Origin of the sequence: Novosphingobium mathurense (genome assembly GCF_900168325.1) — a bacterium.
GTDB classification, from domain to species: domain Bacteria; phylum Pseudomonadota; class Alphaproteobacteria; order Sphingomonadales; family Sphingomonadaceae; genus Novosphingobium; species Novosphingobium mathurense.
The window spans coordinates 90769-105493 of the sequence record NZ_FVZE01000004.1 but is presented as its reverse complement, the minus strand read 5'-3'; the positions used below and the strand labels follow the sequence as shown (position 1 = coordinate 105493).

Here is a 14725-nt window from a genome sequence, read left to right as displayed (position 1 = left end):
GTCAGGTTCCAAGCATTTCGGGCAACCACAGGACGATTGCCGGGAAAAGAATGATCAGGAGCAGGTGGATAAAGTCGGCCGCGAGGAACGGGAGCACCCCGCGAAAGATGCTGGAGATGGAAATCTCCTTCGCCACGCCCTGCATGACATAAAGGTTGATGCCGAGCGGCGGGGTCAGGAAGCCCACCTCCATCGCGCGGACGAGGAAGACGCCGAACCAGATCGCACTCATCCCGGCGCCTTCGACAATCGGCAGAAGGATCGGCGTCATCAGCAGCATGAGCGCCAGCCCGTCGAGCACGGTGCCAAGTACGAGCAGGAGCAATGCCACCAGCACGAGCGTACCGAATGTCCCGGTTCCCAGCCCGGTCACAAGCGCGCCCGCCGCGTCGGCAAGCCCTGTCACGCCAACGAAGACCGAGAAGATCAGCGCGCCAATCACGATCAGGTAGATCAGCCCGGTGGTGCGCAGCGTGTCGCGGAAGGCGGTAAACAGGCACTCGAGACTGAGCTTGCGGCGCAGCGCGGCAATGGCGAGCGCCCCGCAGGCACCGATGGCCGCCGCTTCCGGTGGGCTGAACCAGCCTACCGCGATACCGCCAATCACCAGCAGGACGAGAACGAGGATTTCCCAGATCCGCGCAATCGCGCGATAGCGCTCAGGCCAACTTGCCCGCTCTCCTGCCGGCCCCAGATCGGGTCGCAGCCGCACCAGTAGCGCGACGACTGCGACGTAAAGCAGCGCCTGCGTGATACCGGGGACGATGGCTGCGGTGAACAGGCGTCCAATCGATTGCTCCGCGACGATGCCGAACACGATCAGCGCGCCCGAGGGCGGGATCATCTGACCGAGCGTACCGCCCGCAGCGATGGTCGCGGTCGAGAGGCGATCGTCGTAGCCGCGCTTCTTCATCTCCGGATAAGCGACAAGGCCAACGGTCGCCGTCGTCGCCAGGCTGGAGCCGTTGATCGCGCCGAACCCGCCACACCCTGCGATGGAGGCATAGGCCAGTCCACCTCGCCGATGGCCGACGAACTTGGCTGCGGCATCGAACAGGTCACGACTGGCATCCACCGCGAAAAACAGGTGCGCCATGAACAGGAACAGCGGCAGCGTACCCAGCTCGTAGCGCGTAAGCGTATCGACGACGATCACGCCCGCCTTGATGAGAGCGGCCTCCGGACCGATCACGAGCGTCAGGCCGCCCAGCCCGACAAGGCCCAGTACAGCGCCGATTCTCCCGCCAGCCAGTAGCAGTGCGAAAAGTATGAGGATGCCGACGAGGCCGGTTCCGGCAGTATCGATCATTCGCCCGCCCTCCGCACGATGCGCAGCGTCAGCACGGCGCAGATGGCAAGCAGGCAGGCATTCGCGAACAGGCGGAGCACGCGCCATGGCACGCCGAGCAGCTCGCTTTCCTCGTGCACGTTCCACAAGTCGACGGAAAGCCAGACCGATCCGGCCAACAGGGCAAGGACGAACAGCAGCGTCAGCCCGTCCGAACAGCGGTCCGCAATCGACCGCCACGAGGGCGGCAGGCGGTCGACGATCAGCCGCACCCGGGCATGCGAACGGTAGATGGTCGAGACCAGCAGCCCGATTGAGCCGGAGACCAGCACCGCAGCCTGCATGAGTTCGATTGACCCCGTCACCGGAAGGCCGAGGTGACGGCCCAGCACGGCGAGTGTGTCGATGGCCGTGGCAGCCAGCAGCGCCGCGCCGCCCAGCCAGATGACGATCTTGGAACTCAGGGTCACGAGACGGCTTCCACCCTGCCCTTGTCGTTCACGGCGACAGGGGGCAGCCCGGCCTCGCGTGTGATCTTCTCGAGATAATCGGCAATGGCGCGAGCGCGCGCGCCGGTGGCCAGGACCGGGCGGCCCGGCGCTTCGACATGCACCGGGACGATGGCAGCATGCGGCAGGCCGTCTCCCAGCACGAGGGTGCCGATAAAGGCATTGACCGCCTCGGGATGAAAAGGCGCGAGGTAATAGGCCGGGTCGGGCTCGAAACCGAACAGCTCGCGCCGTCGGCGGGCCCAGTCCCGTCTTGCGGGGTTATCCTGGTCGGGCGAGAGCGCACGGGTCACGACGCAGCCGTTACCGAGACCGTGGAAGATCGGGCGACCGCGATGGAACTCGATCCCGCGCACGATATGCGCATGATGCGACACGACGGCATCCGCGCCGCCTTCCACCGCCAGACGGGCAACCTCGCGTTCGTAAGGGACGACTAACGCGGGCGTGTGAACTTGGCCCTTGTGCAGGGCGACGATCACGAAGTCCGCCGCCTTGCGTGCCCCTGCGATGTCCTCGGCCAGGATTTCGGCAACAGCCAAGGGAACGCCGACGATCTCGGACATGGGCGCAACCGGCGATCCGTCCCGCGTATCCAGTGGCAGATAGGCGCAACCCGCGGCTTTTTCCGCGGCCCACCCCGCCTGCGGGCCAACGCAATTGTAGCTGAGCAAGGCGACCCTGCGGCCCTTGATCTCCGCCACAGCCGGAGCGCGGGCACGGGCGATATCCGCCCCTGCCCCGGTGTGGCCGATGCCGAGCCGATCGAGTTCCGCAATCGTATCGGCGATACCCTGCGCCCCGCAGTCGGCTATGTGATTGCCTGCGAGGCTGACCATGCCGAACCCGGCCCACGCCAGCGCCTCGAGGTTTTCAAGCGGCGCGCCCGGCGCGGGAACGTCGCCTTCCAGTTGCTCGGTGCTCACGGTATGCGGCACTTCAAGGTGGCCGATCGCGAGATCGGCCTTCTGCAGGACCGGGGCGATCCCCGCGAGCCAGTAACCGGGATCGGGTTCATCAAGGACCAGGTCGCCGGTCAAGGCCAGGGTAATCGCCTCAGTCATGCCCTTACGCTCTCCGCCACCGCTTCTCAGAAGCGGACCCGCGCGCCCACTGCGAACTGACGCCCGATGGGGTTGGCCGCGGTCGCATCGTATCCGCCACTGCCGTTCGGCCCCGGCGCCACGTTGACATAGGGCGGGTCAACATCAAACAGATTGCGCACTTCCGCCGAGAGTTCGAGCCCTTCGAGGCCGGGTCCGGAGAACGTCTCGCCCACGCGCCATGTCAGCGAGAGATCGACCGGGGTGTAGGAATCCACCTTCTCCGAAGGGGTGACGACATTATTGGTGTACCCGCCAACATGGCTGATCATCGTCCGCAGGCTGAGCGGCCCGTGGTCCCAGTTGGCCACGAAGCGTGCCTTGAACTTCAGCGGCTGGAATATCAGGTTCAACTGGTCCACCTGCTCGGCGACCGGCGACACCGCCACCTTGTAATCGGTGATATAGGTGCCCGAGGCATTGAGGGTCAGGACGTCATCCTTGCCGATTTCCGCGCTGTAGCCGATGTTGAAGTCGATGCCGCGCGTGATGGACTTGCCAAGATTCAAGCTGCGCCCGTCGACGAAGAGGTTGACGTTGGCGATATCGTCTCCTGGAAACGGGCGCAGAAGGATCGGGATGCCCTGATCGACCAGAGACTGGATGCGATCGCGCGCCGCCTGATCGTGCAGGATGACGCCGGTCCCGGCATATTGGCGTTCCTGCGCCAGGATGGCGAGATTGGACAACAGCGCGGTGACCTGGTTGTCGTAGGCAACGTCGAAGTAGGTCAGCGAGATGCGCAACCGGTCGATCGGCTCGATATCGGCACCCACCGACCACGTCGTTGCCGTCTCGGGCCCGAGATCGAGGTTCGGTCCGGACAAGGTATAGCCCAGCAACGGCGCACCGCCCGAGGGATTCTGGTAAAGCTGGCCGAAGAGTGCATTCGAATTGCCGTAGATCTCCGGGATCGTCGGCGCACGGAACGAGGTGCCATAGCTGCCGCGCAGCTTCAGACCGTAGAACGGCGTCCAGTTGACGCCGAACTGTGGGTTGGTGGTATCGCCGGCATCGGAGTAATCGTCGTAACGGACTGCCGCGGTCAGCTCCAGTTCGCGCAGGCCGGGCGTGGCATTGCCCGCACCGAAGATCGGGACGAGCAATTCGGCATAGACCGAGTCCACCTTGCGGTCGAAAGTGCGGAAACTGATCGGCGTTGTCGGCGCACCGCGGGCGCTTCCCAGTTCGACGGTAAAATCCTGCTTTTCATAGCCGACCGCTAGCTTGACCTCGCCGCCCGGCAACTCGAACAGCGGACCGTGCGCCCCGATCTCGTAGAAAGTCAGCTCGCCATTGGTCGGGGCAAGGAATATCTGGTCGAAAAGCCCGTCCAGCACGGACTGGCTGGTGCGCCCAAGCCCATAAGGATCGAGCGCCGTCGCCGGATCGCTGCTGGCCAGCGCCGCCGCGAGCGCGCCGCGGTTCAGGCCGTCATAGGAACCGGAGAAGTCCTTCGTCTTTCCGTAGCTGAGCAAGGCTTCCACTTGCCATTGGAATGGCAGGTTGAAGCGAACGCCCGGTGAGACCTGCCAGCTTTCCGCCGAGCCGGTCGTCTCGCTGGTCGGGATATCGTTCACGAAACTGTAGTCGATCGTGTAGCTGCTTCCCGTAAAGCCGGGCGGACGCACAAAGAAGGCGTTGGTCTCGGGCACCGCAAGCTGTGCGCTGATGACCGCGCCCTTGCGGCGGAACTTGCGCTTCGAGTAATAGCCGTCGAAAAACAGCTCCATCCAGTCGGTGACTTCGAAAGTCGCCGTTCCGTTCAGTGAATTGTATTTCTGCTGCGGAAACAGGTCTTGTCCGATCTGGCTGTCGCACCGGTTGGAAGTGCCCGGCGTAATCGCCCCGGCATTGGCCTGGGTATATTGGTCTGGCAGCGCATAAGTCGTGCCATCGATAATCATCGTCCCCGGCGCGCACCCGGTTACGCGGTAGTCGTTGCCGCCAATTGGCAGCTGATTGCTGGTGTAGAACTTTCGGTCATCGCCGCTCAGGTTGGAGCGCTCGACATGCTCGAAGGCCACCATCACCTGGCCACGGTCGAAGATCTTGCCGAACGCGGCTCCCGCCGACCATTCGTCGAAGGCTCCGTCTTCGGCGGTGTTGTAGCGTGCGAAACCTTCAACTCCATCAAGGTCGCGCCGCGGGATGAGGTTGACGACGCCTGCAACCGCATCGGACCCATAAATCGCCGAGGCGCCATTGGCGACGACTTCGATACGCTGCACGCCCAGCGTGGGCAGCACCGAAGGATCGGTCGATCGGCTGTTGTTCACGGCGCGATGGCCGTCGATCAGAACCAGCGTCGCGTAAGGTCCGATGCCGCGCAGGTTGACCGTGTTGCCGTAGACAATGTTGCCCGAACCGCCGGCCTGCGCGCGTGAATTCTCCGAGACGCCCAAGTCGAAGTTCTGCGGAAGTTCCTTGATCACCCTGTCGATGGTGATCGAGCCTGACTGGGTGATTTCCTCGCGGCCAAGGACGGTAGCCGTGGCGCCAACCGGTGCGCCAGAGCTGATGCGGCTGCCGGTCACGATGATCTTGTTCGCATCCTCCTGCGAGAGCCCTTCATCCTGCGCATGCGCTACGCCGGGTAGGCAAAGCACTGCAAGCGATACCCCTGCGAGCAGGCCGCCCCCGGTCAATCGACGGATTCTTCCTAGATTCTGCATCCTTCGCCTCCCTCGTACGCCCGGAAATTCTTGCCCGGTGCGTGCTATCGATCGAGCACTCCGGCCCGTCTCCCCGCATGTGTTTTCCCAAAGCCGGTCCCCATGCAAGGAAAACATCGATAACGATATTGTTGACAATTATGTCGATGACTCTCAGGATGTACGCATGGATGACATCGCCAAGGCACTTCCGCGAAAGGGTCCCGCCAGCCCGGAAATCGCGGACTGGATACGCGACCAGATCCGCACCAGCCGCTTCGTCCCCGGGCAACGGCTGGTGGAAGTCGACATCATCCGCAAAACAGGCGGCAGCCGCTTCAAAGTTCGCGAGGCATTGCAGCGCCTTGCCGCGGAAGGTCTGGTCGAAATCGAAGAGAACCGCGGCGCTTCGGTGCGAGAGGCTTCGATGTCCGAAATCCGCCAGCTCTACCGCTCGCGCGCAGCTTTGGAGAGCATCTGCGCAGGCGACTTTGCCCGCGATGCGTCCCCTGCGGAAAAGGCTGAACTGCAGGCAATCGCTGAAAAGATGGAAAGCTGCCTCGAGGACGGCGCGCCGGAACGCTTCGGCAGCCTCAATGCCCAGTGGCATGCGATGATCATGCGCGTGACCGGAAATACCGTAATCGAAAGCATCGTGCGCCGGCTAAACACGCCGGTTCATCACCTGCTTTTCGAGACCTTTTACCGCGGCAACCGCATGCAGGACGCAGTGAACGACCACCGCCTGATCCTTTCTGCGATCATGGAAGGCGATGTCGAGGGCGCCGAAAGGGCCATGCGCCAGCACGTCGAAAACGGACTGCAGTTCCTGGCCTCGCTGGACAAGGCGCTCCATCGCGAGTGAGCGCGCCCGACTACCGTACAACTGGAGACCAGAAAAAATCAGGAATTCACTGCATCCCCTTGCTGGGGAACGGTGAATTACGCCGGGACGCTATCGCGATTGCCGCTTATGGGAGCCCAGTCAATTCTGTAATCACAGACCTCCGATTTCGAGCGGTGAGCCATCGACGAGACGCGACAGGCGAAAAGGCGTTGCGTCCACGCATGGTGTGTCGTTGGCCAGTAACTGCGCTGCAAGTAGACCGATGCCAGGCCCCATGCCGAAGCCGTGGCCGGAACAGCCAGCAGCCAGGACAAGTCCTTCGACCTGTTCCGTTTTCGAAATGACGGGCACGGCATCCGGAGAGCAATCGACGAGCGCGCCCCATGCCCCGGCCAGTTCGATACCTGCAAACTGCGGAAACGAGCGGGCGACATTGGCCAGAATCCTGCGTACGAGCCACTGCTGCGGCTCCGGATCGAGAACGCGGGTTCGTTCAAAGATCGTTTCATCGTTCCTGAGCAGGGCGAACAGGGATTCCGGGCCGGTTACGAACGAAGACCCGATTGCGAGTCTGACGTTCTTCAGGCGACGCTTGAACTGCGGCAGGAATTCTCGGGCATAACGGATGCCTTGCGGCGTCAGGTCGATGGTTGCCTTGCCGCTGATCGCCAGCGTGTAGCTACCGTCAAGCCGGCGGGTCATCGAGAAGCCAGGCGCGTAAAGGCAGCCTCCAACGTCGGCGATGGGTTTCGTGCGTATGGCAGTCTGTCGCACGCCGGCCTGCGGGAAGTTAATTCCATGCGGACGAAGAAAACGCGAAGCCCAGGCGCCTGCCGAACACAGGACTGCATCGGCCTTGATCAGGCCCTGTTCCGTATTCACGCCGACAACCCGGCCATTCGTGATGTCGAGCGAGCGGGCAGCGCATCCCTGATGTATTGTTGCGCCATGCGCACGCGCGCCAAGCGCGATCGCAGGGGCGGCAAGCGCCGGTTCTGCCTTACCGTCGTTGGGCGAGGAAACCCCGCCGATCCACTTGCGCGAGCCTTCGGGTATGTGGCGAGCAATCTCTGCAGCGCTAAGCATGCGCGTGTCGACGCCATTTTCGAGACCGTAAGGCTGCCACTCTGCCCAGTCGGCCAGTTGGGCCTCGTTGTCGGTCGCATAGAAAAGGCCACAGCGACGAAAGCCGACATCGCGGTCGAGTTCCTTTGAGAATTCGTCCCACAGGCGCATCGAAACCGAGGAAAGGGGCAGTTCGCGATAATCACGGTTCTGCTGACGGCACCAACCCCAATTTCGACTGGATTGTTCGCACGCAATGTGGCCTTTTTCGATCAGGGCTACCGATTTGCCCTGCCGCGCGAGGAAGTATGCCGCCGAGACGCCGACAATACCGCCGCCCACGATAACCACGTCGGCAGACTCGGGTAGGAGCTCGTCGCTATCGATGCGCTCGACGTAAGGTGACATTCTCTGTGGCCCTCGATCCATCATTCAATTCGGTCAGACGAGACATTCCATCACTCGCTCGGCAGATTATGTCGAACTTCGCAGCAAATTGACCTCTTTCGTGCAAATTGACCCCTCATTCTGGTGACGGCAGCCAGGAGCCATATAACGTCCGGTGCGCACCGAGCTGTTCCGCGGGAGCAGCGCTTTCCAAAATAATCGTTTTACAACAGATGGAAAAGGCAAGACGGACTTTATGGCAGCGGCCAGTTTCCCGAGGAAATGCCAATTCGCAGTCGGTTTACAGGATTTTCTGCCATCAAGCAGGGCAGATTTGATGCACATGGCAATGCAAAAGCCTCACACTCCCAACAGTTGGTCAGGCAATCTGAGGGGATGGCAAGTTTCACCACGCTTCGGAACGAAAGGGCAAGACGCCTTCGGAGCCGATCGGAAGGGAGGCAAGTTCTGGTCCATGCGCCGAACTTCATCGCGTCCATTGGCTCGCTGGTGAAAGGCACCTCGCACCCCTCCCGGCGCTTTTACCTGAAGCAAGCGAATCCAATACACCCAGGGTCCCATGCCCCGCGACGAAAAGGGAGTTTACCGATTGATTAAAAGTGTGGAGCCAGAAAGCTCTGGGCCTTTGGCTCTCTCGGTTCGAAACCTTACGGTGGCGCTGCCCAAGGGAATGGACAGGATCCACGCAGTCGAGAATATCTCCTTCGACCTTGAGCGCAGCAAGATCCTATGCATCATCGGTGAATCCGGTTCAGGCAAGTCCGTATCGGCGAACGCGATCATGGGATTGTTGCCCAAGGCCCTGCGCGTAACGTCTGGCACTATCGAGCTGGACGGGATCGATGTCACGGACATACCCCCAGCCAAGCTGCGCGATCTGCGCGGTCGCGTCGTATCGATGATATTCCAGGATCCGCTGTCGGCCCTCAACCCGCTCATGACTGTCGGCGCGCAGGTCGAAGAGGTCATGGCGGCGCACAATGTGGGATCGCCACAATCGCGTCGCGACAGGGCGCTCGCCCTGTTGACCGAGGTGGGACTCCCCGACCCGGAAGTCATGTATCACCAATATCCGTTCCGCCTGTCAGGCGGCCAGCGACAGCGCGTCATGATCGCGATGGCACTTGCACTCGAACCCACCATCCTGATTGCGGACGAGCCCACCACCGCTCTTGACGTGACGACGCAGGCGCAGATCCTGGAATTGATCCGTGAAATCCAGCGCCGCAAGGGAATGAGCGTGATGTTCATCACGCACGACTTCGGGGTTGTAGCCCAGATAGCGGACGATGTCGTGGTGATGGAAAAGGGCCACATCGTTGAACGCGGCACTGCACAGGACGTACTTGAGTCGCCCAAGCATCCCTATACCCGCCAGCTCATCGCGGCCATTCCGCGGTTGAGGTACGAGGACCGCGACACCCCTGAAGCGACGAGTGAAACGTCGCGACTTCTGCAAGTCGAAGGCCTTATGAAAACCTATCGGACCGCCCGCGGCCTCTTTCAACGACAGCGAGTGGTGAAGGCCGTGAACGATGTGTCCTTCGAACTTGCGCACGGACGAACGCTTGGCATCGTCGGCGAAAGCGGATCGGGAAAATCCTCGCTGGGCCGGGTACTCATCAAGCTGCTGGACAACGACGGCGGGGCGATCCTGTTCGAGGGCCGCGACATCGCAGCACTTTCCGAACGCGAGTTTCGGCCGCTGAGAGCGCAGGTCCAGATGATCTTCCAGGACCCTTTCGCGTCTCTCAATCCGCGGGCAACGATCGGGCACAGCCTGACGGTCGGTCCCATCGCGCACGGGATGTCGCGGGACGCGGCGCGCACCGATGCGATGGCGCTGCTTGAACATGTCGGCCTCGACCCCGGTGCATACGACCGTTATCCGCACGAGTTTTCCGGCGGCCAGAGACAGCGTGTGGGGATCGCACGTGCGCTGATGTTCAAACCAAAACTGCTGATCGCGGATGAGGCGGTATCGGCGCTCGACGTCTCGATCCAAGCCCAGATCCTGCAACTGCTCGATCAGATCCAGAGAGAAACCGGTGTGGCGATGATCTTCATCACCCACGACCTGCGCGTGGCAAGCCAGATCTGCGACGAGATAGCGGTGATGCAGAAAGGACGGATCGTGGAGCACGGGCCGCCCTCGCACATCTTCATGGCACCACAGGCGGACTATACGCGTGAACTGGTGGCCGCAATCCCCGGAAGGCGAGCAGGCCAAGCAGAAGCGGCGCAAACAGGTGCAAAGCAATGACCGAACCTGCTAACCGAGGCCGTGTCAGGCGGCGCGACGTCTTGACGGCACTGGCGATCGGGGCCGGCGGCCTTGTCGCTTACAACCTGCTGGGCAAGCCTGAAACCGAAACGGAGCAATCGAACTCCCCTGCCATCGGATCGTCCGTGAACGGGCGCAACAAGGTCGTCGTCGGGTTGTCCCAGGAACCGACCGTGTTCAATCCGCTGATGGTCCACACCGAGCCGGACGACGGCGTGCTTTTTTCCATGTTCGACGCACTCGTCCGCATGGACCCCAAAGGGATCGTGAGGCCCAATCTCGCGGTCGAGGTTCCCAGTCTCGAGAACGGCGGAATTTCCCAAGACGGGCTCAACTGGCGGGTCCGCCTTCGCGACGACGTTCGCTGGCACGACGGCAGGCCGTTCACCGCCGAAGATGTCAAGTTCACTCTCGAACTCATCACGAATCCCGATTTTCGCGCCTGGCGTACGGCCGGTCATACGCTCGTGCGCGATATTACCGTGATTTCGCCGACGGAATTGACGTGGCGGATGGAGCAACCCTTCGCCCCTTACCTCTCCTTCCTGACGGAAACCTTCATCGTGCCCCGACATATGTTGGAAGGTGAGGCAGATCCCAATGCCGCCCCGTTCAACCAGGCACCTGTCGGCACTGGAGCCTTCAAATGGGGCAACCGGGTTCCCGGCGACCATCTGGAACTGGTCGCGAACCCCGATTACTTCGGCGATGGGCCTTATATCGACCGGCTGATCTTCAAATACATTCCCGACGTCACCGTGCTTTATACGCAGTTCAAGAGCGGTAGCGTTGACCTTGTCGGTCAGGTCTACATCAGTCCGGACAATTACGAGGAAGCTCGCAGGTTGCCCGGCAAGGTGGTTGAACCCGTCCTCGCTTCTTCGGTCGAATCTTTCTACCTCAATCTCGGACGGCCCCAGTTCAAGGAACTGGCTGTTCGCCAGGCATTATTTGCGGCGCTGGATCGCGAAGCGATCGTCGGTTCGCTGTATCACGGCGTGCCGGTTGTGACTGAGACGTTCATGCCGCAACAATCCTTTTATTATAATCCCGACCTGCCAAGACAGGAATACGATCCAGGCAAGGCCCGCCGCATTCTCGACGACGCAGGGTGGGTACCGGGTGACGATGGCATTCGCGTGAAGAACGGGGTGCGCCTGGCATTCGAGAACTCGACGACGTCGGGCGATCACCTTCGCGAAATGGTGCAACAATACCTGCAGCAGACCTTTCGCGAGATCGGCGCGGAAATGACTATCGCGAACTTGCCGCCTGCGGTCATGTGGGGTGATTTCTGGACGCAGTCGCGGTTCGATTCCGTGATAGTGGGAAGCACCTACCTGATCGGCGCGGACCCGGACGTGACCAATCGCCTGCACAGCAAGTCGATCGTCATCCAGGGCGGCAGCGGATCGAACAATGCGCAATACGTCAACAAAGAGGTCGATGCGCTGCTGGAAAAGGGCGCGCAGACCTTCGATCCGGAAGAGCGACGGGCCATCTATTTCCGCATTCAGGAAATCGTGCGCCACGACCTGCCCCTGCTGCCGATGTTCCAGTACAAGAACGTCTTCGGGCGAAGCGCTGAGATCAAGGGCTTCGAAGCGAACAGCAACACACGCACCGAATCCTGGAACGCCGCCAGTTGGTACCTGGCCGACGGTCGAAAGAAACCGAAGTCTGACCGAAACCGGCCCCGAACTTCGCGGTCAAGTTCGCTTTCACGCGCGATGGAGAGCTGAATGCTGCGTTTCCTGCTCAATCGCATCACGCAAATCGTCGTCCTTCTGATCATCGTCTCGATAATCGGATTCTTCATACTCAATCTCATTCCCGGCGGACCGCTTGCGCAATATGCGCTCGATCCGGGTATGACGCAGGACGACATCGAACGCCTCAAGGAACAGTTGGGCCTCAATCGCCCGATCTATGTTCAGTACCTGGACTGGGCCTGGCGGCTGGTACGGGGAGACTGGGGGCACTCTTTCCGCGATGGTGCTCCGGTCCTGGACGTGATTGGCGGGCATATGTTCGCAACACTGCTGTTGATGGGCACCTCGACCGCGATCGCCATTGCGGTCGGCACATGGGTCGGCATTCGTGGGGCAACGCACCGCTATTCCACTTTCGATCATGTCGCGACGATCGGCGCCATGATCGCGCTGTCGATTCCGACCTTTTGGTTCGGCCTGGTCGGCATCTACATCTTTTCGCTGCAACTCGGCTGGTTGCCCGCAGGCAACATGTACACGGTCGGCGAAGAGTCCGTGCTTGATTACCTGCACCACCTGATCATGCCGAGCATCGTTCTGGCACTCGTGCACATCGCAGTGTGGAGCCGTTACATGCGAACTGCCACGCTCGATGTCATCAATCAGGATTTCGTCAAGACAGCCCGCGCAAAGGGCCTGAGTGAACGCAGGATCCTGATGAAACACGTAGTGGGCAACGCGCTTTTGCCGATGATCACCCTGGCCGGTATGCAGCTTCCCTCGCTCCTTACCGGCGCACTGGTAACCGAGACCGTGTTCACGTGGCCCGGAATGGGGCGTCTGTTTCTCGATAGCATCAGCTACGGCGACTACCCGGTCGTGATGGGACTCCTGATGTTTTCAGCCATCCTCGTCATTTTCGGCAACCTGCTTGCGGATATTGCCGTCGCTATCGTCGATCCCCGGATTCGCCTGAGTTGAGCGCGCGAGCCCATGCCTCAAAGGAGACAGCCCATATGACTGCTGTTGCAGCAAATCCTGGACAGGGCCGTTGGTGGCGGAACCGGGCCGTCCGCCGGTTCGCGAACCATCGCCTGGCGCTACTGGGCTTCACGATGATCAGCCTTTTGACGATAACCTGCTTCATCGGCCCCTACTTCCTGCCGCATGACCCGCTCTATATCGACCTGAGTGTACGTTTCACCCCGCCTCTGGTCGATGGCTACTACTTCGGGACGGATCCGTTGGGTCGCGACATCGCTGCACGCCTGCTCATGGCAGGCAGCGTCTCCCTGCTCGTCGCCTTTTCCGCCATGCTTATGTCGATCATGCTCGGAACGCTCGTCGGCCTGATCGCCGGCTATCGCGGCGGGTGGGTCGGGGCGGTGCTGATGCGCACCGTCGATGGCTTCCTGGCCTTTCCCTCGATATTCCTGCTGCTCGCGCTCGCCGCGGCGCTGAAGCCTACGCCCATGATGGTCACCATCATTATCGCCATAACCGGGTGGATGGAGGTAGCGCGTATCGTCGAGGCAGAAGTTCGGTCATTGCGGGAACGGGAGTTCGTGCAGGCCGGTCGCATGCTCGGGCTGAGCGGAGCGCATATCATGTTCCGCGAAATACTGCCGAACGCGATGGGCCCGATCATCGTTGCTGCCACCCTCACCGTTGCACGCGCTATCCTCCTCGAAGCTTACATCAGCTTCCTTGGATACGGGATCCAGCCACCGCTGCCCAGTTGGGGCAACATGCTGGGCGGGGCGCAGCAATACCTCGCGAGCGCGCCGTGGCTCGCGATCATTCCCGGGCTGGCCATCACCATCGCCGTCACCAGCTTCAACTTCGTCGGCGACGGGCTGCGCGACGCGCTCGACGTGCGTGACGACCGTCTCTGAAGTCGGCAAAGGGGGCTGCGTCACGCAGGCCCATGACATTGGAATGAATAGGCAAAGTATGAACGGTTCCACTCCTGACTCCTCCACGCCGGCACCGCCAGAGTGCGAAGTCGTGCCGTTGACCCCCGAACATCTGCCCCAGGCACTTGCCTTGTCGCAGGCGCTCGAATGGCCTTACCGGCTCGAGGATTGGGAAATCGCCCTGAGGCTTGGACGCGGCTTTGCCGTCGAAAGAGACGGAGAGTGCATCGGTACGGCGCTATGGTGGCCTTACGACCCCGATTACGCCTCTGCAGGCATGATTATCGTCGCGGAAAAGGCACAGCGGCAAGGCATAGGCGCCCGCCTTATGGACGCGTTGCTCGCTGATACTGCCGGGCGCACGATGATCCTGAATTCCACGGCCGAAGGACAGGTGCTGTATCGCCGTGTAGGCTTCGAGCCTTATGACATCGTCCACCAGCACCAGGCAGTTCTGATCGAGGCCCCCGCGCTCGATGCGTCGGTGCCGCTGCGTCCGGCCAATTCCTTGGACCGGGACGCACTGATGGCCCTGGACAGGGCTGGCTCGGGGATGGGCCGGGACAATCTCGTCGGTACACTGAGCGAGGGCGGCGATGTGCTGGTGGTCGCGCGCGAGGCAGGTTTGACGGGCTATGCGATCGTGCGTCGATGGGGCCGCGGCGTCGTCATCGGACCGGTAATTGCGCACGATGCGACCGATGCGAAAGCCCTGATTGCAGCTCTGGCGGCGCGCCATGTCGGAACCTTCGTGCGGATAGACGTGACGGAAAGCTGCAAGCTCAGTCCATGGCTGGAAACTCTCGGGTTGCCTCAGGTTGGCCGCGTGGTTTCCATGTCGCGCGGAAAGCCTCCGCAAGCCAGGCCGGGCACGACGCTGTTCGCCCTATCCAACCAATCGCTAGGCTGAAGCGGGCGGCCTCGCAGTTCGCCCCAGCC

General features: G+C 61.6%; 11 protein-coding genes. 6 read left to right on the top strand and 5 right to left on the bottom strand.

The window, feature by feature from the left end; genetic code table 11:
* Position 1 precedes the first annotated feature (1 nt).
* The 4 genes from B5483_RS13735 to B5483_RS13720 are packed head-to-tail and all read right to left on the bottom strand — an operon-like array spanning position 2 to position 5548.
* Positions 2–1309 (bottom strand): TRAP transporter large permease, encoded by a 1308-nt coding sequence (locus B5483_RS13735; protein WP_079730795.1) that lies wholly within the window; start codon positions 1307–1309, stop codon positions 2–4.
* On the bottom strand, positions 1306–1758 hold the full coding sequence (locus B5483_RS13730) for a TRAP transporter small permease subunit (RefSeq protein ID WP_079730794.1): 453 nt from the start codon (positions 1756–1758) through the stop codon (positions 1306–1308). Before B5483_RS13730 ends, B5483_RS13735 begins: the two co-directional genes overlap by 4 nt.
* Entirely contained in the window at positions 1755–2861 is a 1107-nt protein-coding gene (locus tag B5483_RS13725; protein WP_079730793.1) for a CapA family protein, read from the bottom strand. Before B5483_RS13725 ends, B5483_RS13730 begins: the two co-directional genes overlap by 4 nt.
* 26 nt (positions 2862–2887) lie before the next feature.
* Positions 2888–5548, bottom strand: coding sequence for a TonB-dependent receptor plug domain-containing protein (locus B5483_RS13720; protein ID WP_176168056.1), 2661 nt, complete (start codon positions 5546–5548; stop codon positions 2888–2890).
* A 193-nt stretch (positions 5549–5741) separates the two neighbouring features.
* On the opposite strand from B5483_RS13720, the gene B5483_RS13715 reads away from it, so the two are divergent.
* A complete protein-coding gene (locus B5483_RS13715) occupies positions 5742–6419 on the top strand; it encodes a GntR family transcriptional regulator (protein WP_054944891.1) in 678 nt (225 codons plus the stop codon).
* Between the two features lie 132 nt (positions 6420–6551).
* On the opposite strand, the gene B5483_RS13710 is transcribed toward B5483_RS13715, so the two are convergent.
* Positions 6552–7874 carry an NAD(P)/FAD-dependent oxidoreductase gene (locus B5483_RS13710; RefSeq protein ID WP_079730791.1) on the bottom strand — a complete coding sequence of 441 codons (1323 nt, stop codon included), beginning with the start codon at positions 7872–7874 and terminating at the stop codon, positions 6552–6554.
* 625 nt (positions 7875–8499) lie between these two features.
* Here B5483_RS13710 and B5483_RS13705 point away from each other — a divergent pair.
* Genes B5483_RS13705 through B5483_RS13685 form a run of 5 tightly spaced genes read left to right on the top strand, consistent with a single transcriptional unit; the run spans position 8500 to position 14696 of the window.
* Positions 8500–10137 carry an ABC transporter ATP-binding protein gene (locus B5483_RS13705; RefSeq protein ID WP_217698210.1) on the top strand — a complete coding sequence of 546 codons (1638 nt, stop codon included), beginning with the start codon at positions 8500–8502 and terminating at the stop codon, positions 10135–10137.
* Positions 10134–11900 (top strand): peptide ABC transporter substrate-binding protein, encoded by a 1767-nt coding sequence (locus B5483_RS13700; protein ID WP_079730789.1) that lies wholly within the window; start codon positions 10134–10136, stop codon positions 11898–11900. The genes B5483_RS13705 and B5483_RS13700 overlap by 4 nt, the downstream gene beginning before the upstream one ends.
* The gene (locus B5483_RS13695; RefSeq protein ID WP_079730788.1) at positions 11901–12851 is read left to right on the top strand and encodes an ABC transporter permease; all 951 of its coding nucleotides are present in this window, start codon (positions 11901–11903) and stop codon (positions 12849–12851) included.
* A gap of 35 nt (positions 12852–12886) precedes the next feature.
* Positions 12887–13765, top strand: a complete 879-nt coding sequence (locus tag B5483_RS13690) for an ABC transporter permease (protein WP_079730787.1) — start codon at positions 12887–12889, stop codon at positions 13763–13765.
* Between the two features lie 58 nt (positions 13766–13823).
* Positions 13824–14696, top strand: coding sequence for a GNAT family N-acetyltransferase (locus tag B5483_RS13685; RefSeq protein ID WP_079730786.1), 873 nt, complete (start codon positions 13824–13826; stop codon positions 14694–14696).
* Positions 14697–14725: the final 29 nt, after the last annotated feature.

Bases quoted from the DNA above. Each gene is read 5' to 3' on its own strand.
- B5483_RS13735 (WP_079730795.1), bottom strand. From the start codon at position 1,309: ATGATCGATACTGCCGGAACCGGCCTCGTCGGCATCCTCATACTTTTC.
- B5483_RS13725 (WP_079730793.1), bottom strand. From the start codon at position 2,861: ATGACTGAGGCGATTACCCTGGCCTTGACCGGCGACCTGGTCCTTGAT.
- B5483_RS13715 (WP_054944891.1), top strand. From the start codon at position 5,742: ATGGATGACATCGCCAAGGCACTTCCGCGAAAGGGTCCCGCCAGCCCG.
- B5483_RS13710 (WP_079730791.1), bottom strand. From the start codon at position 7,874: ATGTCACCTTACGTCGAGCGCATCGATAGCGACGAGCTCCTACCCGAG.
- B5483_RS13700 (WP_079730789.1), top strand. From the start codon at position 10,134: ATGACCGAACCTGCTAACCGAGGCCGTGTCAGGCGGCGCGACGTCTTG.
- B5483_RS13695 (WP_079730788.1), top strand. From the start codon at position 11,901: ATGCTGCGTTTCCTGCTCAATCGCATCACGCAAATCGTCGTCCTTCTG.
- B5483_RS13690 (WP_079730787.1), top strand. From the start codon at position 12,887: ATGACTGCTGTTGCAGCAAATCCTGGACAGGGCCGTTGGTGGCGGAAC.
- B5483_RS13685 (WP_079730786.1), top strand. From the start codon at position 13,824: ATGAACGGTTCCACTCCTGACTCCTCCACGCCGGCACCGCCAGAGTGC.